Here is a 15,999-nt window from a genome sequence, read left to right as displayed (position 1 = left end):
CGCGACCTGCAGATCCTCCTCGCCACCTGGACCGGCGCCTGCCCCACCTGCCACCGCGACATACCCACCCCAATACCAACCTGACCAAGCACTACTAGGCACGCGTCGAGCTGGCCACGGCGCTGCAGCAGACCATGCTGCCCACGCTGCCCGAGCGCCTCCCGGGACTGGAGGTCGCCGCCCGCTACCGGCCCAGCCGGGGCGGGCTGGACATCGGCGGAAAGTGGTACGACGCCTTCCTGATGCCCGACGGCGCGGTCGCAGTGGAGATCGGCGACGTCCAGGGGCATGACGTGGACGCCGCAGCCTTCATGGGACAGGTCCGCATGTCCCTGCGCGCGATCGCCGCCCAGGAACAGGATCCCGGAACCGTCCTGACCCGCACCAACGAACTGCTCGTCACGACGGCCCCCGCACGATTCGCCACCTGCACCATGCTGCACATAGACCCGCACGACGGACAGGTCACCGGCACCAGCGTCGGCCACGTGCCGCTGGTGTGCGCACACAAAGACGGCAGCCACGAGGTCCGCGAGCTGCCCGGCGGCCCCGTCCTGGGCGTCCTGCCCGGCACCGAATACCGCGAGGAGACCTTCACCCTGGACGACGACAGCGCACTGGTCATGGTCACCGACGGCGTGGTCGAGGGACCAGGCCTGACGCTGGCAGCCGGACTGGAACGAGCCGGTCGCTGGCCGCCCAAGCCCTCCACGACGGGCTGAACGCCGAGGAGACCGCCGACCGCGCCCTCGTCGCTGCGAACGCGGTCGACCACCTCGACGACGTCGCCGTGCTGATCATCCGACGCGCATAGCAACGTCTGTGTCCTGCCGCCCCTTCTATGTGGGCCCCACTGCAAGACGTGCATCGACCCGGCTGGGGAATGTGGTGGCAGTGCCCAGGTGGCGTAGATGTACGGGCCTCCAGGCCTGCGGTAGATCGCGGCGCCCGGGCGGTCACGACGGATACGTCAGGCCGCCAACTGGGGGTACAGGGCGGCAAGATCGGCTGCGAGCCCTGCCTTGACCTGGCGGGAGCGCTCGTCGGCCAGCACTTCGTAGGCGTCGGACTCGATTCCGTCCAGGGCCTGCTCCGCGACGCTGTGCGGGGAAGACTTCGGCGAGTCGACGTGCGCCGCCAGGTCGGTGTCGACGTAACCGACGTGCAGGCCGGTGACGTTGATGCCGCGCGGCTTCAGCTCCAGGCGCAGCGAGTTGGTCTGCGACCAGAGAGCGGCCTTGGAGGCGCTGTAGGAACCGGCCAGGGCGATCCAGGACAGGACGGAGTGCACGTTGAGCAGGTGGCCGCCGCCGTTGGCCTCGATGACCGGGACGAGAGCCCGGGTCATCTGCAGGGGGCCGTAGAAGTTGGTCTCGAACTCGCGGCGGACGTCGTCCACCGGGGAGGCCAGGAACGAGGCCCCGATCGATCCACCGGCGTTGTTGACCAGGATGGTGACGTCCTGTGCCTGTGCCGCGGCGGCGGCCACCGACGCGGGGTCGGTGACCTCCAGGGCCAGTGCGACCGCACCGGTATGGGTGACGCTTCGGGGATCACGAGCGGTGGCGTACACCTTCTTCGCCCCTCGGTCGTACAAGGACTCGACCAGGGCCCTGCCGATGCCCCGGCTGCCTCCGGTGACAAGGACGGTCGAACCTGCGATCGCAGTCATGGGTCTGCTCCCATCGTGTGGCGGATGCCGATCGGTTGATCAGCGTTGGTCAGCGCAGGGCGGCCTCGCCCGCGTGGACGGCACGCAGGGCGCGCTCGACGGTCTCCTGGCTCTCCCCCACCGGAGCCACGTATCCGAGGACATCGCGGACGGCATCGTCCCCGAGCGTTCGGCTGATGACCCATGTGGCGAGGTACTGGGATGCCAGGCAGCCGCCCGCGGTGGCGATGTTCCCTTCGGCGTGGAACGGCGCGTCCAGCACGGTGACGCCGGCGGCTTCAACGAAGGGTCGGGTCTTGATGTCCGTGCACGCCGGCGTGCTGCCGAGCAGCCCGAGGCGCGCCATTACCAGCGCACCGGAGCACTGGGAACCGATCAGCTGTCGCGAAGGGTCGAGTTGCAACATGGAGATCAGCCGGTCATCGGCGACCACGTCGCGTGCCTTGACCCCGCTGCCGATCAGCACGACGTCGGCCTCGCGCACGAACTCCATCGGGCGCTGCCCGGTCACCTCGACGCCGTTCATCGACGCGACCACCGGCGTCGGCGTCGTGATGAAGGCTTCCAGGCCGTCTTTGCGGCACCGGTTGATCAGTGCGGAAGCGATGAAACTGTCGAGCTCGTTGAACCCGTCGAAGGTGACGACTGCTACCTGCATCACGGCTCCTTTGGCGTATGTCATCGGATACTCAGTCTCCCTGGCGCGCTGTCACGCACCCATAGCCAATCAGCAGGTGATGGCATGCTCGCCGAGCTCCGCCTTGCGGGTGCCGGATCAGCGGCATCCGAATCGTCCAGCCACTCCAGGTCCAGGCCTTGGAGTAGAACCTGCCCGTTGCGGCAGTCACCTGGGCGTGCGGCCAATGGGCCTTCCCCACCTCGTCCGGGTCGACGTCGACGGATGCGAGTACGAAGACGTCGTCCTGGCGGTCGAGGGTAGGCATGTGCCCTCCTGGGGGTCGCGCCAACCTCATGTCCGGGTCGGAGCCTTGATGCATCAACCCTGTGTGCTTCTGGCAGAGAACGGAATTATCGAGTCGCTCCCACCGGTGTGACCGCAGCGGTCACAACCCTGCCGTTGATCAACTTCCGCGTGAGGTGGTCAACGAGGCCTGGACTGTGCCGATGTCCACAAGAACGGGCAGGCCGTCGATGTCTGGGCTGCCGGCCTGCCGGTAGGCGAGGCTGCCTGATCACACCGCCGAACGGCCATCGACCGGTGCGACGGCAACCGCTTGGCGCCCGCGAGCGCGCAGGCCCGGGCGGCCCTGCGCCTGGAGCGAGAACTCGCCACAGGCTCGGCTGCTGGGAGTGTCCATGCGGAAGAGGCTGCCCGATCGGCGAGCACGGGCACGGGTGGCGGAAATTCTCCGTCAGTGGACGTCGGCGGCGTTGTAGCGCCGCAGGTAGACGGCCAGCTGGGCCAGGTCGGCGTCGTCCCAGTCGGTGAACCGCTCCCGGAAGGAGGAGCGGCGCTGCCGGTTGGCCTCCTTCAGTTGGTCCAGGCCCTTCTCGGACGCCTTGAGGATCTGCCTCCTGTGGTCGTCCGGGTCGGTCTCGCGCACGATCATGCCCTCTGCCTCGAGCATGGCGATCTGCCGGCTGACGGTGGACTTGTCGAGCATGAAGTGCGCCGCGAGGTCGGCGGCGTGGCAGCTGCCGTTCCGGTGCATGTGGTCGAGCATGCTGTGGGCCACCAGTGTCAGCTCCCGGTGGAGCTGGACGGCCTTGTGCCGGGCGCGGCGGGCGAATGCGGTCAGTTCGCGCTGAATGACGTCCGTCGACGCCTCACGGTCGGGCATGGCGGGGCACTCCCTTCTTCACTGGTTGCAACACGCAACCTAATTCATATGTACGTTACAACTACCCAGTGAAGGAGAGCACGTAATGAGCACGCACCGTCTGGCCGGAAAGCGGCCGACAGCGACCAGCACATCCCGTACCGTCCGCCATGTGGTGGTCCTCCTGATCACCCCGCTGCTGATGTGCCTGGGCATGGGGCTGGCCTACCTCGGCGCCTTCCACGCACCGCATGCGCAGGGCCTGAAGGTCGCCGTCATCGGCACCTCGCCTCGGGTGCAGCTGCTGGCCCAGACGATCAAAGACACGGCCGGTGATGCGCTGGACGTCACTACCGAGCCCGACCGGGCCGCGGCTCAGCGCCGGATCATGGACCGGGACCTGGTCGGCGCCTACGTGCCCAGCGTCAAGCACCCTGAGCTGCTGGTCGCCAAGGCCAACTCCGACACCTCCGCCACCGCCGCGGAGATCGTGTTCACGACCGTGGCCGGCAAGCACGACGCGCCCCTGCACGTCACCGACCTGTCCCGGCTCTCCAGCGGCGACCTCACGGGCCAGGGCTTGTTCTTCCTGCTGGTCGCACTGACCATCGGCTCCAACGCCGGCGTCGCCGCCATCAGCGCCGCCGGTGCCGCGCTGCGCATGGGGACCCGGGCGGTCATCGGCGTGGTCACCGCGCTGGTGATGAGCGTCATAGCGGCGGTGCTGGCCGGGCCGGTCTTCCACATCGTCGACCACAACCTGCCCGGGGTGTGGGGCATGGCCTGGCTCTACTCGGCTGGCATCCTCACCATCGGCATCGCCCTTCACACCTTCCTCGGGCGCTGGACGACGGCGGTCCAGATGGTGCTGTTCGTGATGCTGAACTTCACCAGCTCCGGCGGCATCCTGCAGCCCGCGCTGCAGAACGGCTTCTTCGGCGCGCTGCACGCCTTCTGGAATGGCGCCGGCTTCGTGGAGGGCGCACGCAGCCTGCTGTACTTCGACTCGACGGGCTTCGGCGGCCGCATCCTGTCCCTGGTGCTCTGGCTGGCCGCGGGAGTGCTGCTGATGGCTGCAGCCACGGTCGCCGAGCACCGCGCCGCCCCTGCCCTGGCCTCGCCGGCGAACCGGCAGCGGGACATCGAAGAGGAGACAGCCGAGGTGGACCTGGGGCAAGCCGTCGCCGCCTGAGGGGAGCTGCGGAGCCAGGCTCGCCGGGTTGGCGGTCGGGACGGCCGGTTGGACGACGCCTTCCGGAGAAGTCCGGTCGGCACTTCGGGGTTAGCGTGACGGAGTGGAGTTGTTTCATTTGCGGTACTTCGTCGCGGTCGCGGAGGAGCTGAATTTCTCCGCGGCGGCCCGCCGGCTGCACATGGCGACGTCTCCGCTGAGTCAGCGGATCAAGGACCTGGAGCGGGAGCTCGGGCACCGGCTGTTCGAGCGCGACACACACCGTGTCGCGCTCACACCGGCCGGTGAGGCGTTGCTGCCGATCGCACGAGACGTACTGGAGCAGGTCACCTCCATACCGTGGCGGCTGCACGAGGCGGCCCCGCCGGGGCGCAGCACCCTGTTCGTGGGGATTCCTTCGGGAGTGCACCCCCGGCTGAGGCAACTCGTCGACGCGCTCGCCGAGCGCGTGGGCGAGCGATGTGAACTCGTGCGCTGGCCGGGTTCATCCAGGTCTCTGGTCACGGCAGTGAGCGAGGGCAAGCTCGCGCTCGCGCTGGCCCGACTGCCGGTCGATGACACCGCGCTGGAGCAACTGCCGGTGATGTCGGAACGGCTGGGCGCGGTGGTGCCGGCCGACCAGTTCGCCGGGCGGGACTGCGTGACTCTTGCCGAGCTGACCGACCTGTGCTTCATCGTCGCCCCGAAGGAAGGCAGACCCGCCTATTTCAATCAGCTCGACCGGGAGCTGTTCGAGCGCGGGGTCAGGAAACGCATCGAGCTGACCGACACCGACTATTCCGGAATCGCCGAGCTGGTTTCCGGAGGGATGGCTTTCTATTTCTCCCTGCTCGACCCGGAAAGCCCCCTGCACGGGTACGCGATGGAGAACACCAAGGTGTTGCCGTTCACGGATTTCGAGCGGCGTCTGGAGACCGTCCTAGTCTGGCGCCGCGACCGGGCCTCCGGCGGTGACCTGGACGAACTCGTCGACGCGGCCCGCCGGGTCTTCGCCGGGCCGCTTGTCGTCTGATCCGGCCGGTATCCGCGGACCGTAGCGGGATGAATGCCCCCAGGCGTATCCGCATGTCCTTGATTTCGGGTGCGGTCGGCCCTTTTCGCGTTCGACGGGACACCCCAGGGACTTGCCTGCGGTGTGACCGCTGCGGTCACACCGATGTCAGCAACACGGTGATTCCACTGTCCGCAATGTCCGTTTAGCGTTCATTTCTGTAGCCAGCCAAGGGCACCGAAAGGACGCAGACAATGGCGGACACTCACACTCCCGGCCCGCTCGACGGCGTGCGGGTCATCGACCTCTCCACCGTGGTCATGGGCCCGTACTCGGCCCAGATCCTGGGAGACCTGGGCGCCGACGTCATCAAGATCGAGTCACCCGCTGACCCCCTCCACATAGGCGAGTTCCGCAACACCCCGGGCATGACCCCGCTGCACCTCAATGTGAATCGCAACAAGCGCAGCGTGGCGCTCGACCTGAAGGACGAGGCCGAGCGCGCCCAGGCCCTGAAGCTCATCCACACCGCCGATGTGCTGATCACCAACATGCGACCCCGCGCGCTCGCCCGTCTGGGCCTGACCTACGACGACCTCGCCGCCGCCAGCCCGGGCCTGGTCTACGCGCACGCCGCCGGCTTCCGCGGCGACTCCGACCGGGCGGACGCCGCCGCCTACGACGAGACCGTGCAGGCCGCCTCCGGACTGGTCGACATCGCCAACCGGGCGCTCGGCACGCCGCTGTACCTGCCGACCATCCTCGCCGACAAGGTCTCCGGCCTGACCATCGCCTACAGCGTGCTCGCCGCCCTGGTACACCGGAACAGGACCGGGCGCGGCCAGCAGATCGAGATCCCGATGGCCGACACGCTGATCACGTTCAACCTGGTCGAGCACCTCGCCGGGCACACCTTCGACCCGGCGACAGGTCCCACCGGCTACCCGCGGTCGCTGTCGCAGCACCACAAGGCGCGGCGGACCAAGGACGGCCTGGCCGCCGTGATCCCGTACACGCCGCAGAACTACCGCGACTTCTTCCATGCCGCCGGCCGTCCCGACCTGGCCGCCGACCCCAGGGTCAACGGCCCCGTCCTCAACATCGCCGACGCCGACGACCTGTCCGACCTGGTCGACCAGTGCGCGCCCGCGCTGACCACGGCCGAGTGGACCGAGGTGTGCACCAAGCACAGCATCCCGATGGGGCCGGTGCTGGAGCTGGACCACTCGCACGAGGACCCCTACGTCCGCGAAGGCCACCTCCTCGAGACGGTCGTGCACCCGACCGAAGGGCCGGTCCGCACGATCGGGATCCCGGTGAAGTTCTCCGCCACGCCCGGCTCGATCCGCCGCCTGGCCCCCGTCCCCGGCCAGGACACCGCCGAGATCCTCGCCGAACTGTCCGCCGTCCGCTGAGCAGCCAAGAGCCGAAGGAGAAGCCGTGAGCACCGATGACGTGCGCGTGCAGCGGGTCTGTTCGACCTTGCTGATCACGATCGACCGGCCCCACGCCCGCAACGCGGTCAACGCCGCGGTCGCCGCCGGACTGGCCGCAGCGCTGGACGAACTGGAGGCCGATGCCGAGCTCCGCGCCGGTGTCCTGACCGGAGCCGGCGGCACCTTCAGCGCCGGCATGGATCTCAAGGCCGCGCTGCAAGGCGAGACCCCGACGATCGAGGGCCGCGGATTCGGCGGCCTGACCGAAGCCGAACGGACGAAACCACTCATCGCCGCCGTCGAGGGTTTCGCCCTGGGCGGAGGGTTCGAACTCGCCCTGGGCTGCGACCTCATCGTCGCCGCCGAGGACACCACGTTCGGCCTGCCCGAGGTCAAGCGCGGACTCATCGCCGCCGGGGGCGGCGTGGTCCGCCTGTCCAAGCGCATCCCGTACCACCTGGCCATGGAATTGCTGCTCACGGGCGGGCCGGTCAGCGGTCTGCGCGCGGGAGAGCTCGGCCTGGTCAACCGTGTCACCGCGCCCGGCCAGGCGGCGACCATCGCCCTTGGGCTCGCCGAGCAGCTCGCGAACAACGCCCCGCTCGCGCTGGCCGCGGTGAAGTACCTCGTGCAGGCCGCCGACGGCGTGCCGGAGCCGGAAGCCTTCCGCCTGCAGGCCAAGGCGATGGCCACCCTGATGACCTCGGCCGATGCACACGAGGGCATGACCGCCTTCGCCGAACACCGCGCCCCGCAGTGGACGGGGAAGTGACATGAGGATCGACGACGTACGACGCCACGGCACCACCCCGCTGGGCCGCCCGGCGTTCGCGCCCGTGACCGCGCGGTTCACCGACCGCGAGTACCTCAGCATCGTCTACCGCACCGACCCCGACGTGCTGCGCGCCGTCGTCCCCGAGCCCCTGCGGATCAAGGAGCCACTGGTCCGGTTCGAGATCATGATGATGAACGACGTCACCGGGTACGGCCCCTACACCGAGGGCGGCCAGGCTATCCAGGTCGCCTTCGACGGCGAGCGCGGCGAGTACCTGCACGCGATGTACCTCGACAACTTCCCCGCCACAGCGGCCGGACGCGAGGTCAGCGCCTACCCCAAGGTGATCGGGGCGCCGAAGCTGTACGTCGACCACGACACCCTGGTCGGCACCCTCGACTACGGCACACTGCGGGTGGCCACCGCGACCATGGGCTACAAGCACCACCCGCTCGACCCACGCGAAGCCCGGGCGCAGATCACGGTGCCGACCTTCATGCTCAAGACCGTCCCGGGATACGACGGCACCCCGCGCATCCAGGAACTGGTCCGCACCCAGATCGCCGACGTCGTCGTCAAGGCCGCCTACACCGGCCCCGCGCGGCTGCAGTTGTTCCAGCACGTCCTCGCGCCGCTGGCCGACCTGCCCGTCCTGGAGATCGTCTCGGCGAGCCACATCCTCACCGACCTGACCCTCGCGCCGGTCACACCGGTCTTCGACTACCTCCAGGCAGGCACACCATGACCCACCCCTTCCGCACCGCCGCCGTGATCGGCGCCGGCACCATCGGGCTGTCCTGGACCGCGCTGTTCGCCGCTCACGGCCTGACCGTCCGGGTCAGCGACCCGCGCCCCGACCTCGCCGAGGCCGTCGACACCGCGCTGGAACAGTTCACCCCGCACCTGGCCGCCATGGGCCTTGACGTCGAGGGCCTGGCCGGCCGGGTCCACCTCGCGGGCGACGTCACCGAAGCCGTCCACGACGCCGACGTCGTCCAGGAGAACGGCCCCGAGAACCTCGACTTCAAGAAGCGGCTGTTCGCCCGACTGATGAAGGAGGCCCCCTGGCACGCGCTGCTGCTGAGCTCGTCCTCCGCGATCCCAGCGACGGCCTTCACCGGGCACCTCCGGGACGCGAGCCGGATCCTGATCGGGCACCCGTTCAACCCGCCCCACCTGATCCCGCTGGTCGAGGTCGTGCCGGGCAAGTGCACCAGCGAGGACGCCGTCCAGGACGCCGTCGACTTCTACACCGTCGTCGGCCGCACCCCCATCGTCGAACGCCAGGAGATCCCCGGGTTCGTCGGCAACCGCCTCCAGCGCGCGGTCAGCCGCGAGGCCACCTACCTCGTCCAGCAGGGCGTCATCACCCCGGACGACCTCGACACGGTGCTGACGACCTCGCTCGGTATCCGCTGGGCCACCGTCGGGCTCTTCCTCGGCCAGCACCTCGGCGGCGGACCGGGCGGCTACCGCCACCTGATCGAGCACATCGGCGGGTCCATGGGCCACCTGGCCCTCGGACAGCCGTCGAGCGACCCCGCGGACCAGGAACGCGTCGTGAAAGCCGTGGAGGAGGCCTACGGCTCCCACAGCTACGCCGACCTCGCCGGCGAACGCGACCGCAAGCAACTCGCCGTCCTGGCCGCACTGCACCCCACCGCCCAGACCAACCGCACCAAGGAGAACTGACATGAACGACACGATCACCCAACTGGAAGACGATCTGGCCGCTGACTTCTACCACTACGAGTCGCTGCTCCCGGACGAGGAGCGCAAGATCCTCCTCAAGGCCCGCGCCCTCATGCGGGAGGAGGTCAAGCCCCTGGTGAACGACAACTGGGCCAAGGGCGAGTTCCCCGTCGAGCTGATCGAGAAGTTCCGCGGAAGCGGCCTGGCCGCACTGTCCTACGACGGCTACGGCGAGCACCAGCCCGCCGTCAGCCACCTGCTGGGCGGCATGATGGCCATGGAGCTGAGCCGTACGGACTCCTCCGTCGCCACCTTCTTCGGCGTCCACAACGGACTCGCCTTCTACTCCATCCACCACGGCGGCAGCCAGGAACAGCGCGACCGCTGGCTGCCGCAGATGGCCACCATGGACAAGATCGGCGCGTTCGCCCTCACCGAGCCCCTGGGCGGATCCGACGTCGCCGGCGGGATGCGCACCACCGCCCGCCGCGAAGGCGACACCTGGGTCCTCAACGGCGCCAAGAAGTGGATCGGCAACGCCACCTTCGCCGACTACGTCGTGGTGTGGGCACGGGACGTCGACGACAACCACGTCAAGGGCTTCGTCGTCGAGAAGGGCACGCCCGGGTTCGTCCCGGAGAAGATCGAGGGCAAGATCGCACTGCGCATCGTGCAGAACGCCGAGATCACCCTCACCGACGTGCGCGTGCCCGAGACGAACCGTCTGCAGAACATCAATTCCTTCCGGGACGTCGCGGAGATCCTGCGCATGACCCGCAGCGGAGTCGCCTGGCAGTCGCTGGGCCTCATGATCGGCGCCTACGAACTGGCCCTGGACTACGCACGGGAACGCATCGCGTTCGGCCGCCCGATCGCGAAGTTCCAGATGGTGCAGGATCTGCTCGTCAAGAGCCTCGGCAACATCACCGCCTGCTGGGGCATGCTGGTGCAGCTCGCCCGCCTGCAGGACGCTGGCATCTTCCGCGACGAACAGTCCGCGCTCGCCAAGGGTTTCGTCTCCTCACGGATGCGCGAGGTCGTCGCCTGGAGCCGCGAGATCTTCGGCGGCAACGGCATCCTGCTCGGTTACGACATCGCCCGGTTCTTCGCCGACTCCGAGGCCCTCTACTCCTACGAGGGCACCCGTGAGATGCAGACCCTGATCGTCGGCAAGTCCATCACCGGGCAGAGCGCCTTCGTCTGAAAGCGCCCCCGGCGGCCCGCGGGGGTACACGCGCCGCAGCGCCCCCCGTCGTCGCCACCGCGCCCGACCGACACAGCACCGCACCGTCCTCCAAGGAGGGTCCCATGCCCGTCTTCCACGCCCACGTTCCCGCACGCCGCTACACCGCGGAGCAGAAACGCGCGCTCGCCGATGCCCTCAACCAGTCCCTGGTCCAGGGCCTCGGCATCCCCGAGGGCGACCGCTTCATCATGATCAGCGAACACGGCGAGAACGAGCTGTTCCTGGACCCGACCTTCATGGGCATGCAACGCAGCAGCGACGCCATGATCATCACCATACTTCTCGGCGCGCACCGCCCCCTTAAGGACAAGCGGGCCGTTGCCGCCACCATCAACAAACTGGTGGTCAGCGCACTCGGCATCTCACCCGACGACATCTTCATCGCGCTGATCCCCACCCCGAACGAGAACTTCTCCTTCGGCAGGGGCCAACTCCAGCTCGCCGACACCGCGCCACGCTGGTGAACCCACAGCCGCCCACGACGAACGCGCCGTCACACGCGCTACTGCGCAGCCCGTGACCCCCCTCGGCGAGCATCCAGAACCCGGCCTGCGCATTCCGCTGACAAGCCCCACACGGCCCCCACGAGGACCCCGGTGGGCCTGGGCCTGGTCCGCAGCGGGCGGCTGCGGCCTTCGGATCAGGCGGCTGACGGCGCGACCGTCCTGACCAAGGACGGCTCGAGCAGCTCGTCCGGGCTGCCACCCGACACCGGCCGCGGCGCGCGCGGCGCTCTTCCGGCTCTGCGCGGACAGGCTGCGCGGCGTCATTGAAGCCGATCAGATCCACCCGGGACCGAGTCCCGGCATACCAAGGAGGCGGTTGTTCATGGTCGAGCGAGAGAACGTCGAGTTCGCCGCAGACCCAGGAGTCACGCTGCGCGGCTGGCTCTTCCTGCCCGACAGGCCGGGGCCGCATCCGGCGATCACCATGGCCCACGGCTACGCGGGGATCAAGGAACACGGCCTGGAACCGTTCGCGCGGGCCTTCGCCGAAGGCGGATTCGCCGTGCTGCTGCACGACCACCGCGCCTTCGGGGCAAGCGAGGGTGAGCCCCGGCAGGACGTCGACCCCTGGCAGCAGATCACCGACTGGCGACGAGCCATCTCCTACCTGGAGAGCCGGCCCGAGGTCGACGCCGACCGCATCGGCCTGTGGGGCACCAGCTACGCCGGCGGCCACGCCATCGTGCTGGGCGCCACCGACCGCCGACTGCGGGCGGTGGTCGCTCAGGTGCCCACCATCAGCGGATTCGAGCAAGGGCAACGCCGCGTAGCACCCGAGGCCGTCGCCGCGCTGGAAGAGTCTTTCGCCGAGGACGAGCGGGCGCGGTTCCGCGGCCAGGCTCCGCGCACGCAGGCCGTCGTCAGCAGCGATCCCGCGGTCCCCGCCGCCTACCGCACACAGGAAGCCCTCGACTTCTACCTGCAGCCCGCGCCCGGCGGCATGTGGGAGAACAAGGTCACCATTCGGTCCACCCGCGCGGCCCGCATGTACGAACCCGGAACCTGGATCACACGGGTCTCCCCCACCCCACTGCTCATGGTGATCGCCCTAAACGACACCGTCACCGTCACCGACCTCGCCCTCGCCGCCTACGAACGCGCCCTGCAGCCCAAACGGCTGCACCTGCTCCCCGGCGGTCACTTCGACCCCTACGTCGAACAATTCGACCAAGCCAGTTCTGCCGCGCTCGCCTGGTTCCGCGAACACCTCGGCTGACGGAGCACGGACGAGCACCAGCCGTCGATGGACCTCCTGGCACCGTTGGGTCACCCTCGCCATGCTCGCTCACGCCTTCCTCGCCGCCACCGCGGCCGCCGAACGCCGCGACCGACCACCCCAAACGGCTTGATCCCCTTGACCGGCAAGGAGATCGAGCATCCGTTCGCCATACTCATCAGCCCCGTCCGCGACCTCGCCCACCGCCTGCGCTGGTCACACTGGCGACGCCAGCACCAAGCTCGCACACGCCTGTGCCATTACCGCAGGCAAGCCGCCGCCCGGCTGTGAAAATCAAGATCTGCGCCTGGAGTACTACTGGCTCGTCAGACCATCGCGCCATCGTCCAGCGGCTTCAGGCCGGTCCTCACGCGCGTGAGGAGCCGTCTCGATGAGATGCAGGAGGACCCAGGCCACACCGAAGCATTCGTCGTCGCCGAAGCAGCCCGCCAGGGCATGGGCCTCCTCATCGGTCACGGGGCGCCCTTCCTGCCATGGGATGGAGCCGAAGTGGCGGCCTCACCACAGGCTACGGGACGGGAGACCCTCCCATCCGTGATCACGATCTACAGCCGGAGCACTGCACTTTGAGGTGCTGCTCACCCTCGCCAGAGGAACTCGTGCGCCATAGCGATCATGGCCCGTGTCGCAGCAGCGGGCGGGCGGTCGGACGGAGCGGCCAGCGAAAACGGCCATGCCAGGTCGGCATCGTTGACGGTCAGCGTGGCGACGTCCTGTGCCTTTGCAAGAGCGACCCGTGGGAGTAGCGCCACGCCCAGGCCGTTTTGGACGCAGGCGACGCCGGTGGTGATGTCGGTGATCTCGATGGCGACGTGATGGGGGACGGAGGCAGCGTCGAAGGCCCGGTCGGCGACGGTCCGGTTGCTGTAGCCCACGGGGAAGTCGACGAACTCCAGGCCGGTCAATTCGGTGATCGACACGGTGCGGCGTTTCGCGAGCGGATGGCCGGCCGGCACGACGAGGTCGAGCACCGATGTAGCGAGGTCGGTCAGCGCGAGGCCTGACGGGTGCGGCCCGGGCCCCGAGACGAAGGCGAGGTCAAGCCGCCGTTCGAGAAGGGCTTCGACCAAACCCTGGGAGCCGGACGGGGCGGTACTGGTCTGCAGGAACACGCCGGGATGGCGCCGGTGGTATTCACCGAGGAACACGGGCAGGTCGATGAGCCCGACCGTGGCTATCGCGCCCAGCCGCAGGGTGCCGCGCAGTCCGCCGCGGACCTCGGCCACGGCGTCAGCGCCCTCCCGGGCCGCGTCGAGAGCTGCGTGTGCGCGCGGGAGCAGCGCGGCACCGGCGTCGGTGAGCAGCACGCGTTTGGGGGTGCGCTCCAGCAGCGGTGTGCCGAGTTCCCGCTCGAGGTTCTTGATGGTGGTGGAGACCGCGGACTGGACGACGTGCACCCGTGCGGCAGCGCGGGTGAAGTTCGCTTCCTCGGCGACCGCAACGAAGTACTCGAGCTGGCGCAGTTCCACCCTCCGAGTATTCCTCAGCCAGCCCGAGGTATCTCTCGGCGAGATGACGGCAGTCTCCGACTTGTGTTGGACGGTGCCTGTCACGTCTTGCAACTCTGTAGAAAGTTCAACCGATAAAGGAGTCTGAGAATGACCTACAACACGCCACCGACATATCTGGGCAGCGGCGACCCGGCGCGGCAGCGCACGGACTACTACCCCCCTTGGCTGGACAATCTCGCCGACGATGTGACGCTGGAAGCCGGCGTCCTCACCGGTATCGTCCACGGAGCCAAGGACGTCCTCGCGATACTGTCCTACGCGCGCACCCTGTACGAATTCCAGGACTTCATCTACATCGGCAAGTACGGAGAGAACGGATTCGTCGAGGACTACGCGGCAACGGTGGACGGCAGGCCGATCGCCAACATCGCCGTCGTCTACAAGAATGAAGAGGGACAGACACAGCATCTGGTAATGAACCACCGGCCGCTGCCCATGCTCCAGTACTTCTCCCGGAAACTGGGCGAGCACTTCGCCGGGACAGAGTATGCGAAGTACTGCGCCGACCCAGCGGATGCCAACCACGCCTGAACATCACACTCATTTCCGCCGCGAATGAGGAAACCGCATCAGGGCACTACTCGATCACCGACCTCCAGATGCAGTCTCCGCAGCCCAAGAGCCCAGAACCAAGGCAGCAGGCATTCGCGGCACACCGCATTACGCCCCAGTGATTCCGGGCCGAGCTCCGAAATTCCAGAGACAAAAGATCGACAGGACGCCGAGAAACGGAAGGTATCTCATGCCTCAATCCATGCGCGCGCTCGTAGCCGGCAAGGTCGGCGAACCCACTGACGTCCTGCGGCTGGAATCCCGGCCCGTTCCCACGCCGAAAGCCGGCCAAGCATTGATCCGTGTGAAGGCGACTCCCATTCACGCCAGCGATCTGCACGTACTGCGTGGCCGCTACGGCTTCGCCCCCGAGTTTCCGGCCGTCGGCGGTCACATGGAATGCGTGGGCCATGTCGCGGCCCTGGGCCCGGGTACCGAGGGACTGAGGATCGGCGAGCGCGTGGTGGTCGCCGCGGTCCCCGCGGTACCCGGGCCTCCCGTGGCCGGCACGTGGCAGGAGTACCTTGTCGCCGATACACGAAGGCTCCTGCCCGTCCCCGACGATCTGAGCGACTCCAGCGCCTGTCAGCTCGCCGTCAACCCGTTGACCGCGCTGCTCCTCGTGACGCGCGAACTCGGCGTCCAGCCGGGCGAATGGCTGCTGCAGACCGCCGCCGGCTCCACCGTGGGCCGACTGGTCATCCAACTGTGCAGGCATCTGGGCATTCGAACAATCAATGTCGTGCGGCGGCGCGATGCCGTCGAGGAGATCCAGGCGCTCGGCGGTGACGAAGTCATCTGCACTGAGGACGAGGACCTGGTGCAGCGGGTGGCCGAGATCGCGGGACCGGACGGCGTGCGCAAGGCCGTCGACTGCGTCGCGGGCCACGTGGGTGCCCAGGTGTCCCAGGCACTGGCTCCGGGCGGACAGGTCGTGGTGTACGGCGCGCTCTCCACCCATCGGCAGACCGACCCGGCGGCGCTGACGATCCCGCTCCAGGCACGCTCAGTCATCTACGAGACCAAAACGGTTCGTGGTTTCTGGCTGAACCGCTGGTTCGGCACCGCCTCGCCCGAGGAGGCACTGCGCGCGCTGTCCCAGGTGCGCACTCTCGTCGCCGATGAAGTGCTGAGCATTCCCCAGGGTGAGCCGTTCCCACTCGAACGCTTCACCGAAGCCATCGAGCTCGCCGAAACCCCCGCACGTGGCGCCAAGCCACTCTTCATCTTCGAAGACGACCAGAACAAGGACGACCGGTAGGAATTAGGAGGCGGCCGTGCCGGTGCGGCGCCGGGACGATTCCCGGACCTCGGAGGAGTTCAGCGAGCCCGACAACAGGCCTGTGGCCGGTAATCGAGCAGGAGCTGGCGCGCGCCCAGCCATTGATGGACCAGCTCGCCGACGAGT

Annotated in this window: 18 protein-coding genes and 1 pseudogene; 13 read left to right on the top strand and 6 right to left on the bottom strand. The window is 68.3% G+C overall.

Features of this window, described 5'->3' with window-relative positions:
* Positions 1–134: 134 nt before the first annotated feature.
* A complete protein-coding gene (locus PV342_RS22690) occupies positions 135–722 on the top strand; it encodes a PP2C family protein-serine/threonine phosphatase (protein ID WP_400809099.1) in 588 nt (195 codons plus the stop codon).
* A gap of 248 nt (positions 723–970) precedes the next feature.
* Here PV342_RS22690 and PV342_RS22685 read toward each other — a convergent pair whose 3' ends face one another.
* From PV342_RS22685 to PV342_RS22670, 4 genes are all read right to left on the bottom strand, one after another.
* The gene (locus tag PV342_RS22685; protein ID WP_400809098.1) at positions 971–1,672 is read right to left on the bottom strand and encodes an SDR family oxidoreductase; all 702 of its coding nucleotides are present in this window, start codon (positions 1,670–1,672) and stop codon (positions 971–973) included.
* A 49-nt stretch (positions 1,673–1,721) separates the two neighbouring features.
* Positions 1,722–2,330: a DJ-1/PfpI family protein gene (locus tag PV342_RS22680; RefSeq protein WP_500318534.1), complete on the bottom strand. Its 609-nt coding sequence runs from the start codon at positions 2,328–2,330 to the stop codon at positions 1,722–1,724.
* A gap of 31 nt (positions 2,331–2,361) precedes the next feature.
* Entirely contained in the window at positions 2,362–2,616 is a 255-nt protein-coding gene (locus PV342_RS22675) for a hypothetical protein (protein WP_500318533.1), read from the bottom strand.
* 429 nt (positions 2,617–3,045) lie between these two features.
* Complete coding sequence (locus PV342_RS22670) at positions 3,046–3,474, bottom strand: MarR family winged helix-turn-helix transcriptional regulator (RefSeq protein ID WP_500318532.1); 429 nt, start codon at positions 3,472–3,474, stop codon at positions 3,046–3,048.
* Positions 3,475–3,559: 85 nt separating this feature from the next.
* Here PV342_RS22670 and PV342_RS22665 point away from each other — a divergent pair, with 85 nt between their 5' ends.
* From PV342_RS22665 to PV342_RS22620, 10 genes and pseudogenes are all read left to right on the top strand, one after another.
* On the top strand, positions 3,560–4,645 hold the full coding sequence (locus PV342_RS22665; RefSeq protein WP_500318531.1) for an ABC-2 transporter permease: 1,086 nt from the start codon (positions 3,560–3,562) through the stop codon (positions 4,643–4,645).
* A gap of 103 nt (positions 4,646–4,748) precedes the next feature.
* Entirely contained in the window at positions 4,749–5,657 is a 909-nt protein-coding gene (locus tag PV342_RS22660) for a LysR family transcriptional regulator (RefSeq protein ID WP_500318530.1), read from the top strand.
* A gap of 233 nt (positions 5,658–5,890) precedes the next feature.
* The gene (locus PV342_RS22655) at positions 5,891–7,051 is read left to right on the top strand and encodes a CaiB/BaiF CoA transferase family protein (RefSeq protein WP_500318529.1); all 1,161 of its coding nucleotides are present in this window, start codon (positions 5,891–5,893) and stop codon (positions 7,049–7,051) included.
* 25 nt (positions 7,052–7,076) lie between these two features.
* Positions 7,077–7,844 (top strand): crotonase/enoyl-CoA hydratase family protein, encoded by a 768-nt coding sequence (locus PV342_RS22650; RefSeq protein ID WP_500318528.1) that lies wholly within the window; start codon positions 7,077–7,079, stop codon positions 7,842–7,844.
* A gap of 1 nt (position 7,845) precedes the next feature.
* On the top strand, positions 7,846–8,592 hold the full coding sequence (locus PV342_RS22645) for an acetoacetate decarboxylase (RefSeq protein WP_500318527.1): 747 nt from the start codon (positions 7,846–7,848) through the stop codon (positions 8,590–8,592).
* Complete coding sequence (locus PV342_RS22640; protein ID WP_500318526.1) at positions 8,589–9,539, top strand: 3-hydroxyacyl-CoA dehydrogenase NAD-binding domain-containing protein; 951 nt, start codon at positions 8,589–8,591, stop codon at positions 9,537–9,539. Before PV342_RS22645 ends, PV342_RS22640 begins: the two co-directional genes overlap by 4 nt.
* Before the next feature lies 1 nt (position 9,540).
* A complete protein-coding gene (locus PV342_RS22635) occupies positions 9,541–10,743 on the top strand; it encodes an acyl-CoA dehydrogenase family protein (protein ID WP_500318525.1) in 1,203 nt (400 codons plus the stop codon).
* Between the two features lie 104 nt (positions 10,744–10,847).
* Positions 10,848–11,249, top strand: a complete 402-nt coding sequence (locus PV342_RS22630) for a tautomerase family protein (protein ID WP_500318524.1) — start codon at positions 10,848–10,850, stop codon at positions 11,247–11,249.
* Between the two features lie 364 nt (positions 11,250–11,613).
* On the top strand, positions 11,614–12,507 hold the full coding sequence (locus PV342_RS22625) for an alpha/beta hydrolase (protein ID WP_500318523.1): 894 nt from the start codon (positions 11,614–11,616) through the stop codon (positions 12,505–12,507).
* 9 nt (positions 12,508–12,516) lie between these two features.
* A pseudogene (locus tag PV342_RS22620) lies at positions 12,517–12,798 on the top strand (IS701 family transposase); the annotation flags it as partial.
* Between the two features lie 24 nt (positions 12,799–12,822).
* Here PV342_RS22620 and PV342_RS22615 read toward each other — a convergent pair.
* Both PV342_RS22615 and PV342_RS22610 read right to left on the bottom strand, forming a co-directional pair.
* Positions 12,823–12,984 (bottom strand): hypothetical protein, encoded by a 162-nt coding sequence (locus tag PV342_RS22615; RefSeq protein ID WP_400809080.1) that lies wholly within the window; start codon positions 12,982–12,984, stop codon positions 12,823–12,825.
* A 122-nt stretch (positions 12,985–13,106) separates the two neighbouring features.
* The gene (locus PV342_RS22610) at positions 13,107–13,997 is read right to left on the bottom strand and encodes a LysR family transcriptional regulator (protein ID WP_400809078.1); all 891 of its coding nucleotides are present in this window, start codon (positions 13,995–13,997) and stop codon (positions 13,107–13,109) included.
* A gap of 129 nt (positions 13,998–14,126) precedes the next feature.
* Here PV342_RS22610 and PV342_RS22605 point away from each other — a divergent pair, with 129 nt between their 5' ends.
* A complete protein-coding gene (locus PV342_RS22605; RefSeq protein WP_400809076.1) occupies positions 14,127–14,570 on the top strand; it encodes a hypothetical protein in 444 nt (147 codons plus the stop codon).
* Between the two features lie 223 nt (positions 14,571–14,793).
* Positions 14,794–15,852: a zinc-dependent alcohol dehydrogenase family protein gene (locus PV342_RS22600; protein ID WP_400809074.1), complete on the top strand. Its 1,059-nt coding sequence runs from the start codon at positions 14,794–14,796 to the stop codon at positions 15,850–15,852.
* The last annotated feature ends 147 nt before the right edge of the window (positions 15,853–15,999 follow it).

Source organism: Streptomyces sp. PA03-3a, assembly GCF_033792735.1.
Lineage (GTDB): Bacteria > Actinomycetota > Actinomycetes > Streptomycetales > Streptomycetaceae > Actinacidiphila.
This window is presented reverse-complemented; position numbering and strand designations above follow the sequence as displayed.